Raw genomic sequence first — 20,074 nt, 5'->3', positions numbered from 1 at the left:
GGCATCAATTGTGTACGCTGTCCACAAAGAATAGCAAAGATAATGGACGCTGTCCACATGTGATTGCCATGCCTCCATCTGCCTCCCCCCCCGTCCGAGAAACCTACCGCCATGGCGACCTGCGCCGCGCCCTGCTGGACGCCGGCATCGCGCTGGCGCGTGAGGGTGGGCCCGCCGCCGTGGCCCTGCGCGAAGCCACACGCCGCGCGGGTGTGGCGCCCAATGCCGCCTACCGCCACTTCGCCAGCCAGCAGGTGCTGTTGCAGGCGGTGCGCGCGGCGGCCCTGCAGGCCGTGGCCAAGTCCATGGAAGACGAACTGGCCACACTGCCTGCCGACCTGTCTGCCGCCGACTACGCGCGTGCCAGCCTGCGCGCCGTGGGCACCGGCTACCTGCGCTTTGCGCAGACCGAGCCGGGCCTGTTCCGCACTGCGTTTGCGCCGTCCGACAAGCTCATCCAGGCCACGCCCGAGCTGCCCACGGCCGGCCCCAGTGGGCGCAACCCGTACGAGCTGCTGTGCGATGCGGTGGACTTGCTGGTGCGCGCCGGTGTCATGCCGCTGGCACGCCGCCCGGGGGCCGAGATTCTGGCCTGGTCTGCGGTGCATGGCCTGGCCATGCTGGTGGTGGACGGCCCGCTGGCCGCGCCCGTGGGCCCGTACTTTCCGCAGTTTGGTCAGCGCCTGCTGGATATGGTAGAAAAAGGCCTCTAGCCCCCGTCAACATTGCGCAAGCAGCTCCTGAATTTATAGCAATTCAGGCGTTGGCGGGCCACGCCATCATGGCAAGTTTCACCACCCGGTGCAGCGCTTTGCGCGGTGCGCCACTGGCCGCTTGCACCGCCAGGCCCTGGAACAGCGTCCCGATATAGCGGGCAAAGTCCGCCACATCCACCGCGGCTGCGAACTCGCCTTCTGCCTGGGCAAGCTTCAGCCGTTCGCGGATTCGGGTCTCCGTTGCTTTGCGGCGCAGCTGAAGCTCTTCGCGAACGGCCGTGCTGTCGGCGCTGCCCACCAAGCAGCCGTGCACCATCAAACAGCCGTGTGGCATGCCCGGCTGGGTCAGGCTGTCCACCAGCGCCAGCAATACCTTTTCAATCCCCACGCGCGCGCTCGGATCGGCCAACAGGTTGCCGGTGAACTCCGCTTGGCGCTCCCGGTAGCGGGCAAAGGCCGTGCGAAACATCTCCTCCTTGCTGCCAAAGGCGGCGTACAGGCTGGGCTTGTTCAGGCCGGTGGCCGCGGTCAGGGTGGCCATGGTCGTGCCCTCAAAACCGTGTTGCCAGAACGTCGCCATCACCTTGTCCAGCGTTGCGTCTGCATCAAACCCGCGCGGGCGTCCCATGGCCATAGTTCTGCTTTCAGTGTGCGATGGCCGTATTTTCATACCTTTCGGTAGCTAATCCCATTGGGTTGTGCCATATGCCACAATCTCTAATATAAATACCGATTGGTACAAAACTAGGAATCAGCATGCATCCATCTTCGCGCGTTGTCATTACCGGCATGGGCTTGGTCACTCCGTTGGGCTGCGGTGTCGAGGTGGTCTGGCAACGCCTCTTGGGCGGCTCCAGCGGGTTGCAGCGCCTGCCCGACGAGTTTTGCGCCGGGCTAGAGGCCCAGGTAGGGGCCCGCGTGCCCTCGTTGGCGGACGATGCCGAAGCGGGGCTGGACATCGACCGCGTGGTGCCCGCCAAAGACCGCAAGAAGATGGACCGCTTTATCGTGCTGGCGCTGGCCGCGGCCGAGCAGGCGCTGGCGCAGGCCGGTTGGCACCCCAACGACGCGCACGCGCAGGAGCGCACGGCCACGGTGATCGCGTCCGGCATTGGTGGCTTTCCCGCCATTGCGGACGCCGTGCGCACCACCGACCAGCGTGGCCCCCGGCGCCTGTCGCCCTTCACCGTGCCGTCTTTCTTGGCCAATATGGCGGCGGGCCATGTCTCCATCCGGCACGGATTCAAGGGCCCGATTGGCGCCCCTGTCACTGCGTGCGCTGCCAGTGTGCAGGCCCTGGGCGACGGTGCGCGCCTGATCCGCAGTGGCGAGGCCGATGTGGCTGTGTGCGGTGGCACCGAGGCCACCATCCACCTGGTCACCCAGGCCGGCTTCGCCGCGGCGCGCGCGTTGTCGACCGGTTATAGCGACCACCCGAGCCAGGCCTCCCGTCCGTTCGACGGCGCGCGAGATGGCTTCATCGTGGGCGAGGGTGCGGGCGTGTTGGTGTTGGAATCTTTAGAGCACGCTCTGCAGCGCGGTGCCACACCGCTGGCAGAGCTGGTGGGCTATGGCACCAGTGCCGACGCACACCATGTGACCTCCGGCCCGGAGGATGGCAGCGGCGCAGCGCGCGCCATGCAACTGGCCTTGCGCCAGGCGGGCCTGCAAGCCAGCCAGGTGCAACACGTCAACGCGCACGCCACCTCCACGCAGGTGGGCGATGCGGCCGAGCTGGCCGCGTTTCGCACCGTGTTTGCGGGCGCCAGCCCGGCCATTAGCGCCACCAAATCCGCTACGGGGCATCTGCTGGGTGCTGCGGGCGCGGTGGAAGCCATCTTCACCATCCTGGCCCTGCGCGACCAGATCGCGCCACCCACGCTCAACCTGCACACGCCAGACCCGTTGGCGGAGGGGCTGGATCTGGTGCGGCTGACGGCGCGCCCCATGGCGATGGACTACGCCTTGTCCAATGGCTTTGGTTTTGGGGGTGTGAACGCCAGCGTGGTGCTCAAGCGCTGGGCGGAAGGCGCGTAGGCCGCTATGGTGTAGCAGTAGCCATGCGCAGGCGGCGTGCGGCGTCTTCGGCGCGCGCATCGTCAATCTCGCGCAGCACGGCCTCCATGTCCACATCGGCGTTGGCGCGCTCGTAGTGGCCGGTCAGCGGGGTGTCATTGCTCAGCAGGCCGCCCTGGTACAGGCTCCAAATTTCGGGACCGTAGTCGGTCTTCAAGAGAGTCGGTTCAAACTGGCCAAAGAAGTCACGCAGGTTGGCTACATCGCGCAGCAACATGCGCTGGGCGTGGTTGTTGCCCGCGGCGTCCACCGCTTGCGGCAGGTCGATGATCACCGGGAAGTCCACGTCATCGGAGCTTGCCAGCAGGATGTTGAACTCCGACAAGTCCCCGTGCACCACGCCCGCACACAGCATGCGTACCACCTCCGCCACCAGCGTGGCGTGGTGTTGCAGCGCCTGCTCCGGCGTGAAGGCCACATCGTTCAGGCGCGGGGCGGCGTCACCGTTGGCATCGGTTACCAGCTCCATCAGCAGCACGCCATCGTGAAAATTGTAGGGCTGCGGCACGCGCACGCCCGCGGCGGCCAGGCGGTACAGCGCATCCACCTCGGCGCTTTGCCACGCCGCCTCCTGCTCCTGGCGGCCAAACTTGCTGCCCTTGGCCATGGCGCGGGCCGAGCGCGAGTTCTTTACCTTGCGGTTCTCGGTGTAGTCCACCGCCTGGCGGAAACTGCGGTTGTTGGCTTCTTTGTAGATCTTGGCGCACAGCGTTTGTTCGCCCGAGCGCACCACAAACACCATGGCCTCTTTGCCGCTCATGAGCTGGCGCACCACGGTGTCGATCAGGCCCTCTTCCAGGAGGGACTGCAGTCTGGGGGGAGCTTTCATGGCCTGCCGCGTTTAACGGCGGGGCAGCGACCAGCCCGCTCGCTGGTTGGCTTTGTTGTTCTCGTAGTCCCAGATGGAACCACAGCGGTCGCAGCGGTAGCGCGTCACGGTGACGTCGCGGCCATTGCGCTCTTCTTTGCGGTTCTCGCCCTGCACCAGTTCGGCGTGGCCGGGGGCGCGGCGCCAGTTGCGCTGAATGCCACGGCAGGGTTCGCACAGGGCAGCTTCGCGGGCCAGTTCTGCGGCTTTGTAGTTATCGGTCATGGGGGGATTGTCGCCGCTTCGGTCCCGCAAGGTGCCCGTGCTATGCTTATTCCATGTTGTGCAGCCCCCGCTTGACCCCCCTAAACGCCATGCCTGTGGCGCGGACCAGGGCTGCCAGCATGATTACCACCATTACAACCACGGCCGCCTGAGCGTCGTGCAGGTGGCCGTTCCGGCTGCCTCCTGGTGTATCTCCCCGAACAACCCAGCATAGGCAGCTGGGTTCGCAACTGTTCGGAGAGTTTTATGTACCAAGATCATCTCGCTAGTTTTGCTGTCAGCAGCCACACCCACGCGGCGCCCCCGCACGCCATTGCCCCTCTGCGCATTGGCATGCTGGGCTTGGGCACGGTGGGTGCCGGCACCTACACCGTCTTGCAGCGCAATGCCGAGGTGATTGCCGCCCGCAGTGGCCGGCGCATGGAACTGGTGATGGTTGCCGTGCGCAAGCTGGCGCGCGCCGCCAGCATCGTGGGCAGCACCGTGGCCCTGACCGATGACCCCTATGCCGTGGTGAACCACCCGGACATTGATGTGGTGGTGGAAGTGATGGGCGGCACCACACTGGCGCGTGAGCTGGTGCTGCGGGCCATTGCCAACGGCAAGCACGTGGTCACCGCCAACAAGGCCCTGCTGGCCGTGCATGGCAGCGAGATCTTTGCCGCGGCCCAGGCGCAGGGCGTGGTGGTGGCCTACGAGGGTGCGGTGGCCGTCAGCATCCCCATCATCAAGGCGCTGCGCGAGGGGCTGAGCGCCAACCGCATCGCATGGGTCGCCGGCATCATCAACGGCACCACCAACTACATCCTGTCCGAGATGAAGACCAAGGGCGCCAGCTTTGCCGATGCGTTGGCCGATGCCCAGGCCAAGGGCTATGCCGAGGCCGACCCTACCTTCGATGTGGAGGGCGTGGACGCCGCGCACAAGCTCACCCTGCTGGCGGCCAACGCCTTTGGCGTACCGCCCCAGTTCGACCAGGTGCATGTGGAAGGCATCACCCAGTTGGACGCGGTCGACATCGCCTTTGCCGAGCGCCTGGGCTACCGCGTCAAGCTGCTGGGCATTGCCAAGCGCCACTTGCACGGGTTGGAGCTGCGCGTGCACCCCACGCTGGTGGCTGCGGACCATTTGCTGGCGGACGTGAACGGCTCGATGAACGCGGTGATGGTGAAAAGCGATGCCGCCGGCCTCACGATGTACTACGGCGCCGGTGCGGGCTCGGAGCAAACGGCGTCTGCCGTGATTGCCGATTTGGTGGACCTGGCCCGCGTGATGGATGTGGCGCACCAGCACCGCGTGCCTGCGCTGGCGTTTCAGCACAGCGCCATTGCCGCGCTGCCTGTGGCCCCAATTGCCGACGTGGAAACCGCCTGGTACCTACGGCTGGACGTGGCCCGTGCCGCGCGCACCGTGCCGCAGGTCATGGCCGTGCTGGCGGACGCCGGTGTGCGCGTGCGCCTGCTGGAGCAGTTCGACCACGCGGATGACGCGGAGCTGAACGCCCTGGTGTTGCTGACGGACCCTGTGCAAGAGCGCGTGTTGCGCGCCGCCGTGGCGCAGCTGGAGGCGCTGCCCCATGTCATGGGCTTTGCCAGTACGCTGCGCATGGAGCGGCTAGCCTGAGTGCAGGGGTTTAAATCACCGCCAGTAACCGCTGCACCGCCATCTCCACAAACGCCGTCACCGCGCGCGGCACATGGCGGCGGCTGGGGTAGACCACAAACAGGCCGGCTGGCGCACTGGCCACACCGGGCAACACTTCCACCAGCGTGCCGCCGCGCAGGCTGTCCTGCAGCGCGTTGATGGGCAGCAGGCAAATGCCCAGGCCCGCCTGGGCCGCCTTGCGCTGGGCCTGGCCGGTGCTGGCGCCCAGGCGCCCGTGCACGGCCACCTGCACCGGGCCGTCGGGTCCGTTCAGGCGCCAGCTGCCGTGGCCGCCCGTGTGCGCGGGGCAGATGCAGTCGTGCGCCGCCAGGTCTTCCACCGTCTGTGGTGTGCCGCGCGCGGCCAGGTAGGCAGGGCTGGCCGCCAGCGCCAGGTAGCTGCTGGCCACCTTGCGCGCCACCAGGCTCGAGTCGGGCAACTCGCCGCTGCCGCGAAACGCCACGTCAATGCCCTCGCCCACCACATCGGCCATGCCGTCGCTCAGCACAAACTCCAGCTGTACGCCCGGGTGTGCAGCCAAAAATTCGGCCACCCAGTCCATCGCAAAGTAGTCGAAAAACCCCGAGGGTGCGGCCACCCGCACATGGCCCTTGGGTGTCTGGTCGTGGCCGGCCAGCGCGCTGGCGGCGTCCTGCAGGGTGGCAATCTGCGCCGCGCTCTGGTCAAACAGCGTGCGCCCTGCGTCGGTCAGCGTCAGCTTGCGGGTGGTGCGCTGCAGCAGCCGGGCCTGCAGGCTGTCTTCCAGCTGCGCCACCTGGCGGCTCAGCGTGGTGGGCGGCATGCCCAGGCGGCGCGCCGCCTCGGCAAAGCTACCGGCTTGCACCACCTGCACAAATAGCGCCATTTGGTTCAGGTCGAGCATGTTATTCCTAACGAAAACGGCATAGTGAATGCCAATTGTGGCATCTACACAAGTAATGCCGTAAACCCTAATCTACAGGTCTCGAATCAATCACCCGTATCAGGAGTTCACGATGGCACTGTCCACCACCACTAAAAACCGCGCCGTCTGGGGCGTTCGCATCTTGCTGGCTCTGGCGTTTGGCGCCGCTGCTGCGGCCAAGCTGGCTGGCGTGCCACTCATGGTCGCCAAATTTGAAGCCATGGGCTTTGGCCAGTGGTTTCGTTACTTCACCGGTGCGGTAGAGCTGATAGGGGTGGTGCTGATTTTGGTGCCGCGTACGGGCTTCTTTGGCGGCCTGTGGTTGGGCGGCACCATGGTGGGCGCAGTGGCCACACATGTGTTCCTGACGGGCGGATCGCCCGTGCCCGCCATGGTACTGGGCGCCTTGAGCGCGCTGGTGGTCTACCACCTGCGGCCTGCCAGTTTTCGCACGGCTTAAGTAAAAGGAGTTCCGTCATGTCTGAAGTTGCCACTTTCCAAATCCCCGTTGCCCAACGCCGCATCGTGCACCGTACCCGCGGTATCAGCCACGGCCCTATCACCCGGCTGGTCAGCCCGTCCGATCTGGGGCAGTTGCTCAAGCCATTTATTTTTCTGGACCACTTCGAACTGCCTGCCGGCGGCCAGCCGCCGCAATTTGGCATGCACCCGCACTCGGGCATTGCCACGCTCACGTACATGATGAGCGGCCAGACGGGTTATGAGGACACGACCGGCGAACAGGGTGCGCGCGGCGTGTTGCCCTCTGGTGGCGTGGAATGGATGATGGCCGGTGGCGGCGTGTGGCACACCGGCGCGCCTGAGAACACCGAGCGCGTGCTGGGTTTCCAGCTCTGGGTGGCTATGCCGCCCGAACTCGAACTGGCTGAGGCGCACAGCATCTACCTGGGCCCCGAGGGCGTGCCGCATGCAGGTCCGGCCCGCGTGCTGCTGGGCAGCTATGGCGGCCAGACCAGCCCCATCCCTGCGCCGTCCAACATGACCTACCTGGGTGTGCACCTCAAGGCCGGTGAGACCTGGCGCTTTGAGCCGCCCGTCGGCCACACCGTGGCCTGGGCTGCCGTGGGCGAAGGTGCATTGGCCGAACCCGCCGCGCTGCGCACCGGTGATCTGGCGGTGTTTGATGACGCCGGTGGTGCGATTGAGTTTGAAGCGCAGACGGATACCGCCTTTGTGCTCGGCTCGGGCATGCAACACCCGCACGAGCTGTTCATGGGGCCGTACTCGGTGCACACCAGCGAAGCTGCGCTGCACCGCGGTCAGGCCGGTATCCGCGAGCGCGCCCAACTGTTGCGCCAGCAGGGCCGTTTGTAAGGCTGGTGGGGTCTGGCGGGCGTTGAGATGCTGTGTAAAAATACAGTATTTCAACGCCAGCCCCAACCCGCCCGTGGACCTGTTTGACGACCTGCCCCTTGCTTCTGAGGACCTGCGCGCCGCCATCGCGCCAGGTGCCGTGCTGTTGCGTGGCTTGGGCCGGGCGGACGATGTGCAGATCCTTGCCGCGGTGGAATCCGTCATTGCCCAGTTGCCGCTGCGCCACCTGCAAACGCCGGGCGGGCACACCATGTCCATCCAGACCACCCGCTGCGGCAGCATGGGCTGGACCTCCGAGCCCAGCGGCTACCGCTATGCCGCTGCCAACCCCCACACCCGCCAGCCCTGGCCCGCCATGCCGCAGTGCCTGATGGACTTTGCGGTGCGCGCCGCCTTGGATGCCGGCTACCCCGACTTTGTGCCCGACTCCTGCCTGATCAACCAGTACCTGCCCGGCAACAAACTCGGCCTGCACCAAGACCGCGACGAGCGCGACCTACGCGCACCCGTGGTGTCCCTCTCCCTGGGCCTGCCCGCCACCTTCCTGTTTGGTGGCCTGCAGCGCACTGGCAAAACCCAACGCTTTCGCCTGGCCCACGGCGACGTGGTGGTCTGGGGTGGCCCGTCGCGCCTGGCTTTCCATGGCGTGCTGCCCGTGGCCGACGGCGACCACCCGCTGGTGGGGCGCCGGCGGGTGAATGTGACGTTTCGCAAGGTGGGTTAGGGCGTGCGGTGAATAGAGGGTTTATTCGACGCATATGGCCGAACTGGGGCTGGACATTGGCGCCTTGGCACCCAGTGACCGGCATGTGGAGGGCGTGGTGGAAGTGGTGCTAGACGCCACGGGCCATTTTGACCAAACCCTGAGCGCCGCCCGCCAGCACACTGCCCACGCACACCCAGGCCTTTTTGGAATGGTTCAACGCGGCCTACGAGTTATGTACCAAATAGGCCCCTAGCCCCCGTCAAATATGCGCAAGCAGCTCCTAAAAAGATAGTGTGTCGACTGTGCATACACTGCTGGCTGTCAACACAATATCCAAAGGGAGGAAGCATGAAACGGTATGCAGCTTGGGCATTGGCCTGCTTGGTCATGGCGTCGGCAAATGCGGGTGACACCAAGAAGTTTGACTTTGTGCCTGAGCCGGGTAGCAACGGAACTGCCAGCCCGGCGGGGTGTTCGTTCAGCGAGTTGCAGCTGCCAGAGAAACTGGCCGTGTTCGCCACGGGTGCTTACGGCGGCAAACCTGCAGGCTTCCAGATCGACCAGAGCGGACACGAAGCCACACGCTTCGACATCGCCGTGAACAGCCCGGACAAACCGGTGGTACTCATGCTGGGCGCCTACGAGCCTTCAGTGTGGAACATTGGTTGGTCGCAAGGCACTCAGATTCTGGCGGTGCTGGTGAGCGGCTACCACCGTCAGGCGGTCGCTGGTCTTCCCAAGTCCACGCCGATCATCAACAGCTCCTACGACAACAAAGGGGCTTGCGGCTATTTCTACGTGTCTGACAGCACCATGGGCGCTCTCAACCCTATGTCGAAGCGCGTCTTTGGTCGCCCGGTGAGCATGGTGTTCCCGGTTGTTAACGGCAAGGTCGTGGTGGGGGAGCCGCTGGCCGCAGGCACCGCGTTGCGCACGTCGTCTGACACCACCATCGCCTCCCTGCGTGACCCCTCTGCGCCCATGGCCGGGCCGGCGGGGCTTGAAGACGCGGTGCGCAAAGGCCTGCTGCGCCCGGCCAGTGCCGCCGATGCCCAGGCCTGGGCCAACGCTGTGGCCAAGAATACGCCCGACAGCGACCTGCCCCCGGTGGCTGGCCAGGGCAAGACCGCTCCTCGTGCGCCCACCTTCTATGGGGGCTATGTGGTGCTCAAAGCCTTCACCTTCCCCGCTGGCTTGTACGGAGCCAATTCGTCCACCTTCTTTGTGCCCAAAGGCATACCCGCGCCACAGGGCAACCCAGGCCACTCCACCGTGTTCGACTTCAACACCCTTGCCTGCGGTGGGGTGGGATGCAATCACTAGATGAGCGACCGAAGCGCCTGTAGCCGCGCATGCGCCTCTCCGTCCCACAGCGGCGGCAGCTGGTTCTTGGCGCGCAGGTAGTGCAGGCTGAACACATCCAGCCAGGCCTCCAGTGCCTGCGCAGCGCGTGGCTCTCCCGCCAGCTCCAGGCACAGGGCGCCTACCTCGCTGGTGCAAAAGTGGTCGTCGCGGCGGCTGCGGCGCAGGCGGTAGCGCGAGATCTGGTCGGGCTGCAGGCTCAGCACCGGAAAGCGGTCCAGATAGGGGCTCTTGCGAAACATCTTGCGCGCCTCGGGCCAGGTGGCGTCCAGCAAGATGAACAAAGGCCGTTTGCCCGGCGCATGCGCTGCCGCTGGGGGCAACGTGTTCACCACCCGCCCCTCGGTCACAAACTCGCCGGGGAACACCACATACGGCTGCCACTGCGGATCGGCCAGCAGCGTGAGCAGCGCAGGGTCTACCTCGGTGCGTGCCCAGCCAAAGGCCCAGGTGTCGGCCACCACATCGGCAATCAGCCAGCCCGTGTTGCTGGGCTTGATGGGTTCAATGTCTGCCATCAGCAGGCACACGCCCACGTGCGTGGGCACCTGCGGGCGCAGCGCGCAGATGCAGTGGGCGGGCGCCACGCGGCAGTCCGGGCAGCGCTCGGCCTTCATGCCGCCGCGTGCCAGAAACGGCTTCACACTGCGCGCCAGGCGGGCGGCGCGCAAGCGGGAGACGGCGTGGGGAGTGCGGGTCATGTTGAACAAAACGCCTTCCGTTGCAGTCGCAATGCGTCGCGATCGATGCTGGCCCGCAGGAGCTCCATGTCTGCCGCACACACGCCCTGGTGCAGAAAGTGGGTGTGCCATTGGTCTACGGTGCGCGCAACGTCAGCCACGAGAGCGTGGGCACGGTTGGCGCTGATGCCGAACTCGTTGTGCTCCGATAGCGCGTTGTCCAGTGTGGATTCGGTACCCTGCGCGCCCACCGCCATGGCCTGGTAGCCCAGGTTCTGCAAGCTGGGCACCACATCAAACGCCGGGGCCAGTTCGTAATAGCCGTCAAAACCCAGGCGCAGGCAATGGTTGCGCTCATGGTCGTCCGTGTTGTCCATCAGGATGTTGAACACCATGCGCTTGAACAGCTCCTCGCGCATGGCGGCCTGACGGTCCGGGTGGCCCAGCCGCAGCAGAACCATGGCCAGTGCGCTGTAGCTCTCGGGCAGGCGCGCTGCGCGCAGCACGGTGTGGGCAGATAGGCAATGCAGCCGCAGGCCGCCCTGCCGGTCAAAGCGCTGGATCGTCAATGCATGGCGTGCTTTGCCGTGGCGCGGCGCCAGCGGCAACAGCCCCGTAGACGCCACAGTAATACCTGCCATCACGGCCAATGTCATGGTGGCGTGCTCGATGCTGGGCGTGTCAACTGGATCATCCAGCTCACTGAACTTCACCACACAGGGTCCGTCGGGCATTTGCAGCAGGGCCTTGGGCCGCGCGCCGCCCAAGGTCACGCCGGGCTGCACCAGGCGCTGGATGTGTGGCGTGATGGGCGCCTGCTGCTGAACGTCTTCCACGGCCTGAGCCAGTGGGGCCAGATCGCTGAGTTGCGGGTAAGGGCCTATGCGGCGCGGAATGTACTGCTCTGCAGAGACCGAGATACCCAGCGCCCCAAAACGATCGTCCCCTGCGAACAGCAGCATCTCCAGCACCGAGAGCCGGGCAGGCCGCTCGATGTGCCGGATGATGCGTTCGCCCCAGCGGTCGGGCCTTGCATCGTCCAGCGCGCCCGGCACGCTGTTGCGCTCGCCCACGCTGAAGTCTTGCCCCGCAATCAGCGGCAGGTCTTCGCTCAGCGGGAAGTTCCACCACTCGGGTGCATAGGTAAACACCGCACAGTCGGGCACCAGCGGCGACAGCCGCAGCTCGCCCACCAGCGCGGGGCTGGCAGGGTTGACCAGTGCCCACACATAGAGCTGGTCTTGCGGCCGGTAGCTGCCGGGCTGGATATCGTGGGTGTTCATTTGGGCTTACCCAGTCCTTGTGCTGCGATCAACGCGGCCAGTCCGGATGCGGCTTGCGTAGCGCCTGCAGCGCCAATACCCGTGACCCTGGTTCGCGCCACCTCTGCAGTGGTGTTTGCGCTCCCTGCTTTAGGGGGGCGGATGCGCACAATCTCGCGCTCCAGCGCCGCGTGGTCCTGCTGCGGGGCGATCAGGTCGGCCAGCGGGGCAGATGGGTTGATCAGCCATATGCACATCACATACGAAGCCATGGCCACCGACGGGTCGCCGCGCTCGATGCGCGCCATGGTGGGTTGCGACACCCCCAGCCGCTTGGCCCACTGCGCCTGCGTTTCCTTGCGCCGCTTGCGCGCAATGACGATGTTTTGCGCCAGCAGTTCGATCTGCTGAACAACGGCCTGGGGGTAGTCAGACGGTTTGGTGTTTTGTACTGGCATTCATAGATGTTAGCAAAATCTTTAATTTACTCAAATCTATGAATTTATTATTCACAAAAATTCATAGAAATATGTAAAAGCAATAAAAAAGAATATCTATAAATGAAGTTCACGACAACGGCTTGGGCACAAACCCAATCGTCAGCCCCTCGTCCGTCACGGTGATGCTGCCGGGCTGCATGCCCAGGCCGTCGGGCAGGGCCAGGTCTTGCGGGCGCATGCGGTGCAGCACCACCTCCAGCAGCGTGCGCTCGGCCAGTGCGGGGCCGTAGACGTTGATGAGCGCCATCGCCGCGGGCGGCAGGGTGGGGAACTGCAGGCGATTCAGGCGCAGCTGGTGCGCGCGCACCGTGCGGTCGGTCGCCTCGTAGCGCAGCGCAAACTCCACGTCCAGTGTGCCCTGGTGGCTGCGGTTCAGCGCCGGGCCAGCGGCCTCTACCACCGCCTCGGCACCCAGCCGGTTTTGCGCGGGCAACAGGCGCAGCGTAGGCACTTGCACATCCAGATTCAGCAGCCCCGGTACCGGGTAACGCAGCGGAAAGCGCTGCCCCACCGCCGCCTGCAGTGCCGCAGCCGACACCTTGTAGCTGGGCTGCTTGGGGGGCTGGTCTTCGGCCTCGGGCTCAGGCTCCGCCCAGGCCAAACGGGGCAGCGGCAGGCACAGCAGGGTGGGCAGAAACCAGCGGCGTTGCATATCAGTTCTCAGGTTGTGTGGCGGCCAGCACCTTCAAAAACTCCGCGTCCTTCCAGTACTTCTCAAAGTCCGTGTCCGCCATGAACTGCGATGGTGGCTTGCCCAGGCGGCGGGCGGCGGTGATGCTTTCAAGCATGTGAGGTTTGTCGCCGGCCACGGCGTAGTGGCAGGCCAGGTTGTACATCAGCGTGCCGTTGGTCTGCTTGGCCGGGTCAAACTTGGGGCCTATCAGCGTGGCCATCACCGCGGGCACCAGGTCCTTGTCTTGCGGCAGCAGCTGGCTGTAGATGGCCAGCGTCTGGCTGGCGATGACGGTGATGTTGTAGGGCTGGCCGGGGTCTTTGCTGTAGTGGCCAATGTGCGGGTGCACCTCTTTCAGGTAGTGCCGCACCAGCATGCCTGCCGCCTGGAAGTCTTTCTGCCCGTTGTAGTCGTTGATCAGCTCGGCATAGGCCGCTGTCACGTTGGGCGCCAGCGCCTCGGCGTGTTCCTTGTCTTGGGCAAAGGTCTGCGCCTGCTTCAAGAAGGCGGGCAGCCCCGCAGCACCGGGCACCTTGGCTGCGGCCGTGGCGGTTTGCAGCACACCGCGCAGCGCGTGGTCCGATACCTTCTCCACCGGCGGCTTCATCACATAGGCAAAGCGCGCCTTGGTCAATGGCAGCGCGGTGCTGCCACTCTTCAGCACCACCTGCATGCCGTCCATGGGGCCGCTGATATCGGGCACCTTCACCACCAGCTCCAGCGGCGTGGTCTGTACCTTGTTGGTGCGCAGCGTGTTGAAGGCGATGGTGGTTTCTTCTGTGTCCAGCGTCACGCGCAGCACCGTGGTTTCTTCGTCGTATGACTTGTCCCACTGCACCACCAGCGCCGTGGGCACCTGGCGCAGGCTGGGCCACAGCGCCACCACGTCCACCGTGGGGCCCTGGTCGGCAAAGTGTTTGAACTTGGGCGTGCGCAGCCAGTAGTGCGCGGGTGGGGTGGCGGGTGTCTGCCCGGCAAACTCCACCATGCCGGTGACCGCCGCACCATTGGCCTTGGGCCCCTCAAACACCGGGCGCCATTCGGGCATCAGCCCCTGCGCGGCGGCCGGCTGGCCCGTGCCCTTGGGGCGCACCACATACAGGCCAATGTCTTTCTCGTAAAAGGGCAGCAGCGCCGATTCGCCCGAACGGCTCATGTACGTGCGCATGTGCTGCGTAAACCAGGGGCTGGCGCCCGGCACTGTGGGCGCGGGGTCCCACCAGCGCATATCGGCAAAGCGGTAACCGTTCTCGTTGGCCACAAAGGCCTTGAACTTGATCACCTCCTTGCCCACATGCAGCTGCGTGTACGCATCGCCAAACCAATAGCGCCCCGGCAGGCTGCCTGGCACGCCCCAGGCCTTCAGTGCCAAGCCTATGGTGGCGCCAAACAGCTGCCCGCCAATGCCTTCTTCCAGGTGGTACTTGCGCCGGTCAAAGTCCACCACGGTGGCGCGCGGGGGTGGGCTGTCGTCGTAGCCCTGGAACTGCTCGGGCTCCACCTCTTGCCAGGCCTGGGGCCGGGTCTTGTACTCATTCAGGCAGGTGGCCTTCCAGCGCAGCGCCTCGGCCGAGTGCGTGCGCTGGTTGCAGTAGTCGTCCACCTGCTCGCGGTGCGCGGTGATGTCCATGATCTGCGCCTTGCCCGCCTTCCAGATATAGGCCCAGGCGGTGGTGTCGGTGTTGCCAAACTCCACCACATCGGCCTTGTTCAGCGTGGCGCGCAGCGCGGCCGGGCTCAGCGCGTTGCCGTTCAGCGCCGGGCCATAGGCCTTGCGCTGGCGGTCGCCGGTGAATACCCAGTCGATGTAATACAGCGGCGTGAACGCCACGCCCGAGGTGAACAGGTCGGAAGGCTCGCGCAGCGAATCCTGCAACTCCCCCTGCGCGCTGAACTTCCACAGGTAGCCCCCGGCCGCCGCCACTACCTGCCGCGTGCGCGGAATGGCGAACAGCCCATCCACATGGCCGCGCAGCACCATGCGCGCCTCCTGCGTGGCCGATGCGGCCGTGTTCTCGTACAAGTGGGGGTAGTCGCCCGGGGGCTTGGCGCCGAGCATGGTGCTAAAGAAGGTGAACATCACAAAAGCGCCAAGGGCGCGGGCAGTAGGGGTGTGCATAGGGCGATCAAAAGTCAGTCCGGTTGGGTGGAAGCTGCCAGGTCTTGCCCCATTCAGCCTCCGTGCCCCAGGGTTTCAAGGTAGGGTCGCATCACGTTGGCCACCCGGCAAATCTTGGCAAACCGCCACAGGTCATTGGCGGTGGTCTTGTTGGCGCCCAGTGCTTCCTTCAGCGCTTCGATGGCCACATCCAGCCCAATCTTGTTGCGGTGCTTAAAGCAGTCTGCAATGGTTTTGGCTACGCCATACACCCGCAGCTCCACCTGGTCGGCACGAATCACCTCTATGCCCTGGGCATACGCCTCGCCCGAAAACTGCACCATCTTCATCGGTGGGTAGTCCATCTTGGGCGCGTGGCTGCCCTGTGGCATGGCGATCCACACCTGGCGCGGCAGCTGCGTGGTGAGTTCATGAATCTGCAGTGCCGTGAGCAAGCAAAACACCGCCTGCGGCACCTTGACCGCAATGGTGGCCAGGCTTTCGTGTTCGGCAGCTTGCGCATCTGGCAGCCGGTAGACGCCGCGCCCCACGCGCTCCAGCTGGCCGCTGGCCGTCAGCCGCGAGAGCACCACCCGTGCAATGCCCAGCTCCTGCAGATGGCTGGCGCGCAGCAGGCCCCGCTGGCTGGCTAGCGCCAGTACGCGCTGGGTTTGGGTGTCGTCGGCTTGCATGGAATCCGGAGTATGTTCCGTTTATGCGTTAATTTCAAGTAAACAGAGATTTTATGGAACATATAAGCCGCTAGCCCCCGTGGAATATGCGCAAGCAGCTATTAAATATGTAGCGTCAGGCCTTAGGCGGGCGGTGCAACGCGCAAATCTTGTTGCCGTCGGGGTCGCGCAGGTAGGCCAGGTACAGCTTGCCCACGCCGTTGTCGCGCCAGCCTGGGGGTTCTTCGCAGGTGGTGCCGCCGTTGGCCACGCCCGCGGCGTGAAAGGCATCGGCCTGCTCTGGCGATTCCATCTTGAAGCCTACGGTGCTGCCATTGCCATAGGTGGCTGGCTCGCCGTTCAGCGGCTCGGTGATGCCAAAGCTGCCCGCCGGGCTGCGGTAAAAGTAGCGGCCGCAAATACCGTTGTGGTTGGCAATGCCGGGGCCCAGGCCCAGCGTGCCCAAGAGCGCGTCGTAAAACTTCTTGGAAACCTCAAGATCGCTCACACCGAGCATCACGTGGCTGAACATGCCTGTCTCCTCTTTTGAATCGTGGGGATAGTATGCCAATCCCCACCGCGCCAGCCACCGCTCGCTCAACCCTTGAGCGCAGGCTGCTCCCAGCCCGGCACGTTCACCGCGTAGCGCGTGGCCTTGCCCACGCCTTCCACGCGCAGCAAGCCATTGGCCAACAGATCAGCCAGGTCGCGGGTGGCGGTGGCTTTGGATGTGCCAGTGATCTTGGCGTATTTGTCCGTGGTCATGCCGCCCAAGAAGCCCCCGCCAGAATCCACGTGGCCGGCCTCCAGCAGGCGCTCCAGCACCTTGCGCTGGCGTTCATTGGTTTGGCACTGCGCCGCCCGCAGCCGGAACTGCGCCTTGTCCGTAGCGTCCCGCACCACGGCTTGGCTGGCAATGCAGGCGCGGTTAAACGCCTGCACAAACCACAGCACCCAAGGCGTTGCATCAATCGCGCTGGCTTCGGGTGCTATGCCGCGCAGACGCTGTGCATGGTTCAGCGCGTCGTAATACGCGGCATGGGTTTTGAGCATCTGGTGCGCCATGCCATACACCCGCACCAGCGCCGGGCTGGCCTGTGCGTCTTGCGCTTGCATGTCTTGCGCCAGCGCCATGTCCGCCAAGGCGCGGCCCAGGCGACCGTTGCCGTCCTCAAATGGGTGGATGGACTCAAACCACAGGTGCACCAGCGCCGCCCGCGCAATGCCGTTCACCGCAGTGGCACCCGTAGCAGGGCGCGTGCTTTCAAACCACGCCAAAAAACGCTCCATCTCTGCAAGCACCTGCGCAGAGGGCGGCGCCTCGTAATGCACCACCTCGCGCTCCAGCGCTCCGCTGACAATCTGCATGGCACCGGCGTGGCTGCGCACGCGCCCCACGGCAATGCGCGCGATGCCCGACGTGCCCCCCGGAAACAGCGCCGACTGCCAGCGGCACAGCCGGTCCAAGTCCAGCGCCGCGCCATGGTTGGCCAGCGCGTCCCCCATCACCTGCACCAAGCCTTCCACCGACCGGTCAGAGCCCGGCGCATCCGCCAATTGAAGCCGGTGCGCCACCGATGAGCGCAGGGACTCCAGATTGAGCTGCTCGCCCTCAATGGCGGCAGTGGCCAGCGCCTCTTGCACCCACAGCTCGCGCTGCACCGCGTTGGCCTGCTCCAGCCCAATGGCACTCAGCAGCCCCAACAAGCGGCCTTGCTCCAGCCGCGCCTGGTCTAGCGCTGGGGCCACTGCCGCCGCATCAAAGGTGAGCTTCGGCCAAGCGGAGTGCTGCCAGATGTAGCGGGGATGGGCGGCGGCGGTGGGCATGAGGCGTATTTTGAACGATACGGCTCAAAAAGTGAGGTGTATTTGCGCAAATACGGCTCAACCAAGGAAAAATAGGCTTGCCTCAGCCCATTGGCGTACACAGCTCCACCAAAAAGCCGTTGCTGTCGGCCACATACGCAATCGTCTGGCCCCAGGGCATCACCTCCTGCGGGTTCTTTCCCAGCTGTTGCATGAGCCGGTGATACGCTGTGTGCCCGTGTGTGCCTGGACACACAATGAAGCACCGGCCCCCAATTTCTACCAAGAGAATCTGCAATGAAAACACTATTTGCCTCACTGCTGCTCAGCAGCCTTGCCCTGGCCGCCAGCGCCGAAACCGTGGGCGCTGTCAGCACCACCTTCAAACTGCTCAGCCCCAACGACAAGGTGGTGGTGGACGTGTTTGACGACCCGGCGGTGAACGGTGTGGCCTGCTATTTGTCGCACGCCAAAACCGGCGGCTACGCCGGTGCCTTGGGCTTGGCAGAAGACACGGCAGACGCCGCCGTGGCCTGCCGCCAGGTGGGCCCCATCAGCTTCAAAGAGAAGATCGACAAGCAAGACGAAGTCTTCAAGGCCAGCGCCTCCTTCCTCTTCAAGCACGTGCGCGTGGTGCGCATGGTGGACGTGAAGCGCAATACCCTGGTCTATCTGGTGTACTCCGACAAAATCATCGACGGCAGCCCCAAAAACAACGTGACCGCGGTGGCCGTGCCGGCGGAGCAGCCGATACCGGTGAAGTAAATGTGTGTGGCCATCAATATCTATTCAATGAATGGATTAAATGATTGATTTAAAAAGAGATTTAAGAAAATAAATCTATTCATATAATCATTCATGGCCACCACCCCAGACCTCTCCGCCAGCATCTTGCAAGCCCTACGCCGCCAGGGCGGGGCGCTGAGCAGCGCCGAGCTGCAAACGGCGCTGGGGGTGAGCCAGCCCACCGTGTCGCGCGCGCTGGCCCCGCTGATTCAGGCGGGCGAGGTGCAAAAGGTGGGCGCCGCCCGCAAGCAGCGCTACGTGCTGCCGCGCACCGTGCGCGACGTGGGCCGCAGCGTGCCGGTCATGCGCATTAACGCGCAGGGCCAGCCCAGCCCGTTTGGCCGCATGGTGCCGTTAGCCAGCGGCGCCGTGTGGGTGGATGAAGAAGACGGCCTCTCCAAGCGCTTTGACGGCCTGCCCTGGTTTCTGGACGACATGCGCCCGCAGGGCTTTATGGGCCGCACCTTTGCCAGCGCCCACCCCGAGCTGCAACTGGGCAACGACCCCCGCTTCTGGAGCGATGACGACGTGCTGCGCGCCCTGGCCCTGTGCGGCGACGACCTGCCCGGCAACCTGGTGGTGGGCGAGGCGGCGTTTGCGCGCTTTCACAGCCTGCCCCAGCGCGCCAGCCGCGTGGCGTCCATCGCCGACTACCCGGCCCTGGCTGATGCGGCCATGCAGGGCAGCATCGGCGGCTCGTCTGCAGGGGGCGAGCAGCCCAAGTTCTGCACCATCGTCGGCCGCAGCGCAGATGCATCGGGGGATGCGCCCCGCCATGTGCTGGTCAAGTTCTCGCCCGCAGGCGATGCCCCCACCGACCAGCGCACCCGCGACCTGCTGGTCTGCGAACACCTGGCCCTGCAAACGCTGGTCGGTGCCGGCATTGCCGCCGCCACCAGCCGCATCAGCACAGGCGCGGGCCGCGTGTTTTTGGAAGTGGAGCGCTTTGACCGCACGCCCATCAACGCCGCCAACCCACTGGGCCTGGGGCGCATCGGCATGGTGTCGCTCATGGTGTACGACGCCGAGTACGTAGGCGCCATGGACAACTGGGCCGCCACCGCCAACCGCATGCAAGAGCGCGGGCTGCTGCGCCCTGCCGATGCGCGCACCCTGCGGCTGCTGGAGGCCTTTGGGGAGCTGATTGCCAACACCGACCGGCACTACGGCAACATCTCCTTGCTGCTGGACGATGACGACTGGGCCCTGGCCCCCGCCTACGACATGCTGCCCATGCTCTACGCCCCCGTGGGCGGCGAGCTCGTGCCCCGCAACTTTGCAGCCCGCCCCCTGCAGCCCACCGCCGCCACCCTGCCCGAGTGGCCGCAGGCGCTGGCCCTGGCCCGCAGCTTCTGGGCGGCCGCCAGTGCCGATGCGCGCATATCCGCCGGCTTTAGGCAGATAGCTGCGGAAAATTTAAGCCATATCGGCCGCTAGCCTAGGTGGAATATGCCCTAGTAGCTATGAAAATAGTAGCAAGTCGCGAGCGGCGGGGATGCGTTGGTAGCGGATGGGGCTGGTTTTGAGTCGGCTCGCAAATGCTCAAGAGCTTGGCTGAACGCCTGATTGCCGAATTTGGCAGCGGCTTCTCAGTCACCAACCTCAAACTCATGCGCCAGTTCTATGCACTGCACGCCCAAAGAATTGGTCAGACAGCGTCTGGCTTATTCGAGACTGCGGACGCAGCCGCCAATTGTCCAGACAGCGTCTGAACAATCTGATTACCCAAAGACGCGAGCATGCTGATGTGCAGCACGTAGAT

22 protein-coding genes are annotated in these 20,074 nt (G+C 65.0%); 10 read left to right on the top strand and 12 right to left on the bottom strand.

All coding sequences use genetic code 11. The features are described 5' to 3' along the window. Window positions 1-68: 68 nt before the first annotated feature. Window positions 69-713, top strand: a complete 645-nt coding sequence (locus tag J2X15_RS12800) for a TetR/AcrR family transcriptional regulator (protein WP_310343447.1) — start codon at window positions 69-71, stop codon at window positions 711-713. Window positions 714-756: 43 nt separating this feature from the next. Here J2X15_RS12800 and J2X15_RS12795 read toward each other — a convergent pair whose 3' ends face one another. Continuing rightward, the gene (locus tag J2X15_RS12795) at window positions 757-1,350 is read right to left on the bottom strand and encodes a TetR/AcrR family transcriptional regulator (protein WP_310343446.1); all 594 of its coding nucleotides are present in this window, start codon (window positions 1,348-1,350) and stop codon (window positions 757-759) included. A 122-nt stretch (window positions 1,351-1,472) separates the two neighbouring features. On the opposite strand from J2X15_RS12795, the gene fabF reads away from it, so the two are divergent. Further along, window positions 1,473-2,753, top strand: coding sequence for a beta-ketoacyl-ACP synthase II (gene fabF, locus J2X15_RS12790; protein ID WP_310343444.1), 1,281 nt, complete (start codon window positions 1,473-1,475; stop codon window positions 2,751-2,753). 4 nt (window positions 2,754-2,757) lie between these two features. Here the strand turns inward: fabF and J2X15_RS12785 are convergent, their stop codons facing one another. Both J2X15_RS12785 and J2X15_RS12780 read right to left on the bottom strand, forming a co-directional pair. Continuing rightward, on the bottom strand, window positions 2,758-3,621 hold the full coding sequence (locus tag J2X15_RS12785; RefSeq protein ID WP_310343442.1) for a PA4780 family RIO1-like protein kinase: 864 nt from the start codon (window positions 3,619-3,621) through the stop codon (window positions 2,758-2,760). 12 nt (window positions 3,622-3,633) lie between these two features. After that, window positions 3,634-3,885, bottom strand: coding sequence for a hypothetical protein (locus tag J2X15_RS12780; protein WP_310343440.1), 252 nt, complete (start codon window positions 3,883-3,885; stop codon window positions 3,634-3,636). A 312-nt stretch (window positions 3,886-4,197) separates the two neighbouring features. Here J2X15_RS12780 and J2X15_RS12775 point away from each other — a divergent pair, with 312 nt between their 5' ends. Continuing rightward, window positions 4,198-5,508: a homoserine dehydrogenase gene (locus J2X15_RS12775; protein WP_310343606.1), complete on the top strand. Its 1,311-nt coding sequence runs from the start codon at window positions 4,198-4,200 to the stop codon at window positions 5,506-5,508. Between the two features lie 10 nt (window positions 5,509-5,518). On the opposite strand, the gene J2X15_RS12770 is transcribed toward J2X15_RS12775, so the two are convergent. After that, complete coding sequence (locus tag J2X15_RS12770; RefSeq protein WP_310343438.1) at window positions 5,519-6,412, bottom strand: LysR family transcriptional regulator; 894 nt, start codon at window positions 6,410-6,412, stop codon at window positions 5,519-5,521. 112 nt (window positions 6,413-6,524) lie between these two features. Here J2X15_RS12770 and J2X15_RS12765 point away from each other — a divergent pair, with 112 nt between their 5' ends. From J2X15_RS12765 to J2X15_RS12750, 4 genes are all read left to right on the top strand, one after another. Then, window positions 6,525-6,893, top strand: coding sequence for a DoxX family protein (locus J2X15_RS12765; protein WP_310343436.1), 369 nt, complete (start codon window positions 6,525-6,527; stop codon window positions 6,891-6,893). Window positions 6,894-6,910: 17 nt separating this feature from the next. Beyond that, the gene (locus J2X15_RS12760; RefSeq protein WP_310343434.1) at window positions 6,911-7,768 is read left to right on the top strand and encodes a pirin family protein; all 858 of its coding nucleotides are present in this window, start codon (window positions 6,911-6,913) and stop codon (window positions 7,766-7,768) included. Between the two features lie 73 nt (window positions 7,769-7,841). Further along, a complete protein-coding gene (gene alkB / locus J2X15_RS12755) occupies window positions 7,842-8,492 on the top strand; it encodes a DNA oxidative demethylase AlkB (protein ID WP_310343432.1) in 651 nt (216 codons plus the stop codon). 330 nt (window positions 8,493-8,822) lie between these two features. Next, on the top strand, window positions 8,823-9,797 hold the full coding sequence (locus tag J2X15_RS12750) for a hypothetical protein (RefSeq protein ID WP_310343430.1): 975 nt from the start codon (window positions 8,823-8,825) through the stop codon (window positions 9,795-9,797). Here J2X15_RS12750 and J2X15_RS12745 read toward each other — a convergent pair. From J2X15_RS12745 to J2X15_RS12710, 8 genes are all read right to left on the bottom strand, one after another. Beyond that, window positions 9,794-10,537 carry a tRNA-uridine aminocarboxypropyltransferase gene (locus J2X15_RS12745; RefSeq protein ID WP_310343428.1) on the bottom strand — a complete coding sequence of 248 codons (744 nt, stop codon included), beginning with the start codon at window positions 10,535-10,537 and terminating at the stop codon, window positions 9,794-9,796. The two genes, J2X15_RS12750 and J2X15_RS12745, sit on opposite strands and share 4 nt — an antisense overlap. Then, window positions 10,534-11,799: a type II toxin-antitoxin system HipA family toxin gene (locus tag J2X15_RS12740; protein WP_310343426.1), complete on the bottom strand. Its 1,266-nt coding sequence runs from the start codon at window positions 11,797-11,799 to the stop codon at window positions 10,534-10,536. Before J2X15_RS12740 ends, J2X15_RS12745 begins: the two co-directional genes overlap by 4 nt. Next, complete coding sequence (locus J2X15_RS12735; RefSeq protein WP_310343424.1) at window positions 11,796-12,236, bottom strand: helix-turn-helix transcriptional regulator; 441 nt, start codon at window positions 12,234-12,236, stop codon at window positions 11,796-11,798. Before J2X15_RS12735 ends, J2X15_RS12740 begins: the two co-directional genes overlap by 4 nt. Window positions 12,237-12,345: 109 nt before the next feature. Next, window positions 12,346-12,930 carry a DUF1439 domain-containing protein gene (locus tag J2X15_RS12730; RefSeq protein ID WP_310343422.1) on the bottom strand — a complete coding sequence of 195 codons (585 nt, stop codon included), beginning with the start codon at window positions 12,928-12,930 and terminating at the stop codon, window positions 12,346-12,348. Between the two features lies 1 nt (window position 12,931). Continuing rightward, window positions 12,932-15,070 (bottom strand): TPR end-of-group domain-containing protein, encoded by a 2,139-nt coding sequence (locus J2X15_RS12725; RefSeq protein WP_310343419.1) that lies wholly within the window; start codon window positions 15,068-15,070, stop codon window positions 12,932-12,934. A gap of 53 nt (window positions 15,071-15,123) precedes the next feature. Continuing rightward, a complete protein-coding gene (locus J2X15_RS12720; protein ID WP_310343418.1) occupies window positions 15,124-15,741 on the bottom strand; it encodes a type IV toxin-antitoxin system AbiEi family antitoxin domain-containing protein in 618 nt (205 codons plus the stop codon). Window positions 15,742-15,856: 115 nt separating this feature from the next. Then, entirely contained in the window at window positions 15,857-16,252 is a 396-nt protein-coding gene (locus J2X15_RS12715) for a VOC family protein (RefSeq protein WP_310343416.1), read from the bottom strand. Between the two features lie 65 nt (window positions 16,253-16,317). Beyond that, complete coding sequence (locus J2X15_RS12710) at window positions 16,318-17,547, bottom strand: Fic family protein (protein ID WP_310343414.1); 1,230 nt, start codon at window positions 17,545-17,547, stop codon at window positions 16,318-16,320. 276 nt (window positions 17,548-17,823) lie between these two features. On the opposite strand from J2X15_RS12710, the gene J2X15_RS12705 reads away from it, so the two are divergent. The 3 genes from J2X15_RS12705 (at window position 17,824) to J2X15_RS12695 (ending at window position 20,024) form a co-directional block, all read left to right on the top strand. After that, window positions 17,824-18,291 (top strand): CreA family protein, encoded by a 468-nt coding sequence (locus J2X15_RS12705; protein ID WP_310343413.1) that lies wholly within the window; start codon window positions 17,824-17,826, stop codon window positions 18,289-18,291. A gap of 93 nt (window positions 18,292-18,384) precedes the next feature. Next, window positions 18,385-19,749 carry a type II toxin-antitoxin system HipA family toxin YjjJ gene (gene yjjJ, locus J2X15_RS12700; protein ID WP_310343411.1) on the top strand — a complete coding sequence of 455 codons (1,365 nt, stop codon included), beginning with the start codon at window positions 18,385-18,387 and terminating at the stop codon, window positions 19,747-19,749. 101 nt (window positions 19,750-19,850) lie between these two features. Then, window positions 19,851-20,024 carry a DUF1016 N-terminal domain-containing protein gene (locus J2X15_RS12695; RefSeq protein WP_310343410.1) on the top strand — a complete coding sequence of 58 codons (174 nt, stop codon included), beginning with the start codon at window positions 19,851-19,853 and terminating at the stop codon, window positions 20,022-20,024. The last annotated feature ends 50 nt before the right edge of the window (window positions 20,025-20,074 follow it).

Origin of the sequence: Rhodoferax saidenbachensis, assembly GCF_031457975.1 — a bacterium.
Classification (GTDB): domain Bacteria; phylum Pseudomonadota; class Gammaproteobacteria; order Burkholderiales; family Burkholderiaceae_C; genus Allorhodoferax; species Allorhodoferax saidenbachensis_A.
Note: the sequence above shows the minus strand (reverse complement) of the source record. Positions and strands in the feature narration are given on the sequence as shown.

Coding starts and splice junctions, on each gene's coding strand:
- J2X15_RS12795 (WP_310343446.1), bottom strand. CDS start 1,350: ATGGCCATGGGACGCCCGCGCGGGTTTGATGCAGACGCAACGCTGGAC.
- J2X15_RS12720 (WP_310343418.1), bottom strand. CDS start 15,741: ATGCAAGCCGACGACACCCAAACCCAGCGCGTACTGGCGCTAGCCAGC.
- J2X15_RS12745 (WP_310343428.1), bottom strand. CDS start 10,537: ATGACCCGCACTCCCCACGCCGTCTCCCGCTTGCGCGCCGCCCGCCTG.
- J2X15_RS12735 (WP_310343424.1), bottom strand. CDS start 12,236: ATGCCAGTACAAAACACCAAACCGTCTGACTACCCCCAGGCCGTTGTT.
- J2X15_RS12770 (WP_310343438.1), bottom strand. CDS start 6,412: ATGCTCGACCTGAACCAAATGGCGCTATTTGTGCAGGTGGTGCAAGCC.
- J2X15_RS12725 (WP_310343419.1), bottom strand. CDS start 15,070: ATGCACACCCCTACTGCCCGCGCCCTTGGCGCTTTTGTGATGTTCACC.
- J2X15_RS12695 (WP_310343410.1), top strand. CDS start 19,851: ATGCTCAAGAGCTTGGCTGAACGCCTGATTGCCGAATTTGGCAGCGGC.
- yjjJ (WP_310343411.1), top strand. CDS start 18,385: ATGGCCACCACCCCAGACCTCTCCGCCAGCATCTTGCAAGCCCTACGC.
- J2X15_RS12740 (WP_310343426.1), bottom strand. CDS start 11,799: ATGAACACCCACGATATCCAGCCCGGCAGCTACCGGCCGCAAGACCAG.
- J2X15_RS12730 (WP_310343422.1), bottom strand. CDS start 12,930: ATGCAACGCCGCTGGTTTCTGCCCACCCTGCTGTGCCTGCCGCTGCCC.
- J2X15_RS12780 (WP_310343440.1), bottom strand. CDS start 3,885: ATGACCGATAACTACAAAGCCGCAGAACTGGCCCGCGAAGCTGCCCTG.
- J2X15_RS12705 (WP_310343413.1), top strand. CDS start 17,824: ATGAAAACACTATTTGCCTCACTGCTGCTCAGCAGCCTTGCCCTGGCC.
- J2X15_RS12750 (WP_310343430.1), top strand. CDS start 8,823: ATGAAACGGTATGCAGCTTGGGCATTGGCCTGCTTGGTCATGGCGTCG.
- J2X15_RS12760 (WP_310343434.1), top strand. CDS start 6,911: ATGTCTGAAGTTGCCACTTTCCAAATCCCCGTTGCCCAACGCCGCATC.
- J2X15_RS12800 (WP_310343447.1), top strand. CDS start 69: ATGCCTCCATCTGCCTCCCCCCCCGTCCGAGAAACCTACCGCCATGGC.
- J2X15_RS12785 (WP_310343442.1), bottom strand. CDS start 3,621: ATGAAAGCTCCCCCCAGACTGCAGTCCCTCCTGGAAGAGGGCCTGATC.
- J2X15_RS12715 (WP_310343416.1), bottom strand. CDS start 16,252: ATGTTCAGCCACGTGATGCTCGGTGTGAGCGATCTTGAGGTTTCCAAG.
- fabF (WP_310343444.1), top strand. CDS start 1,473: ATGCATCCATCTTCGCGCGTTGTCATTACCGGCATGGGCTTGGTCACT.
- J2X15_RS12765 (WP_310343436.1), top strand. CDS start 6,525: ATGGCACTGTCCACCACCACTAAAAACCGCGCCGTCTGGGGCGTTCGC.
- J2X15_RS12710 (WP_310343414.1), bottom strand. CDS start 17,547: ATGCCCACCGCCGCCGCCCATCCCCGCTACATCTGGCAGCACTCCGCT.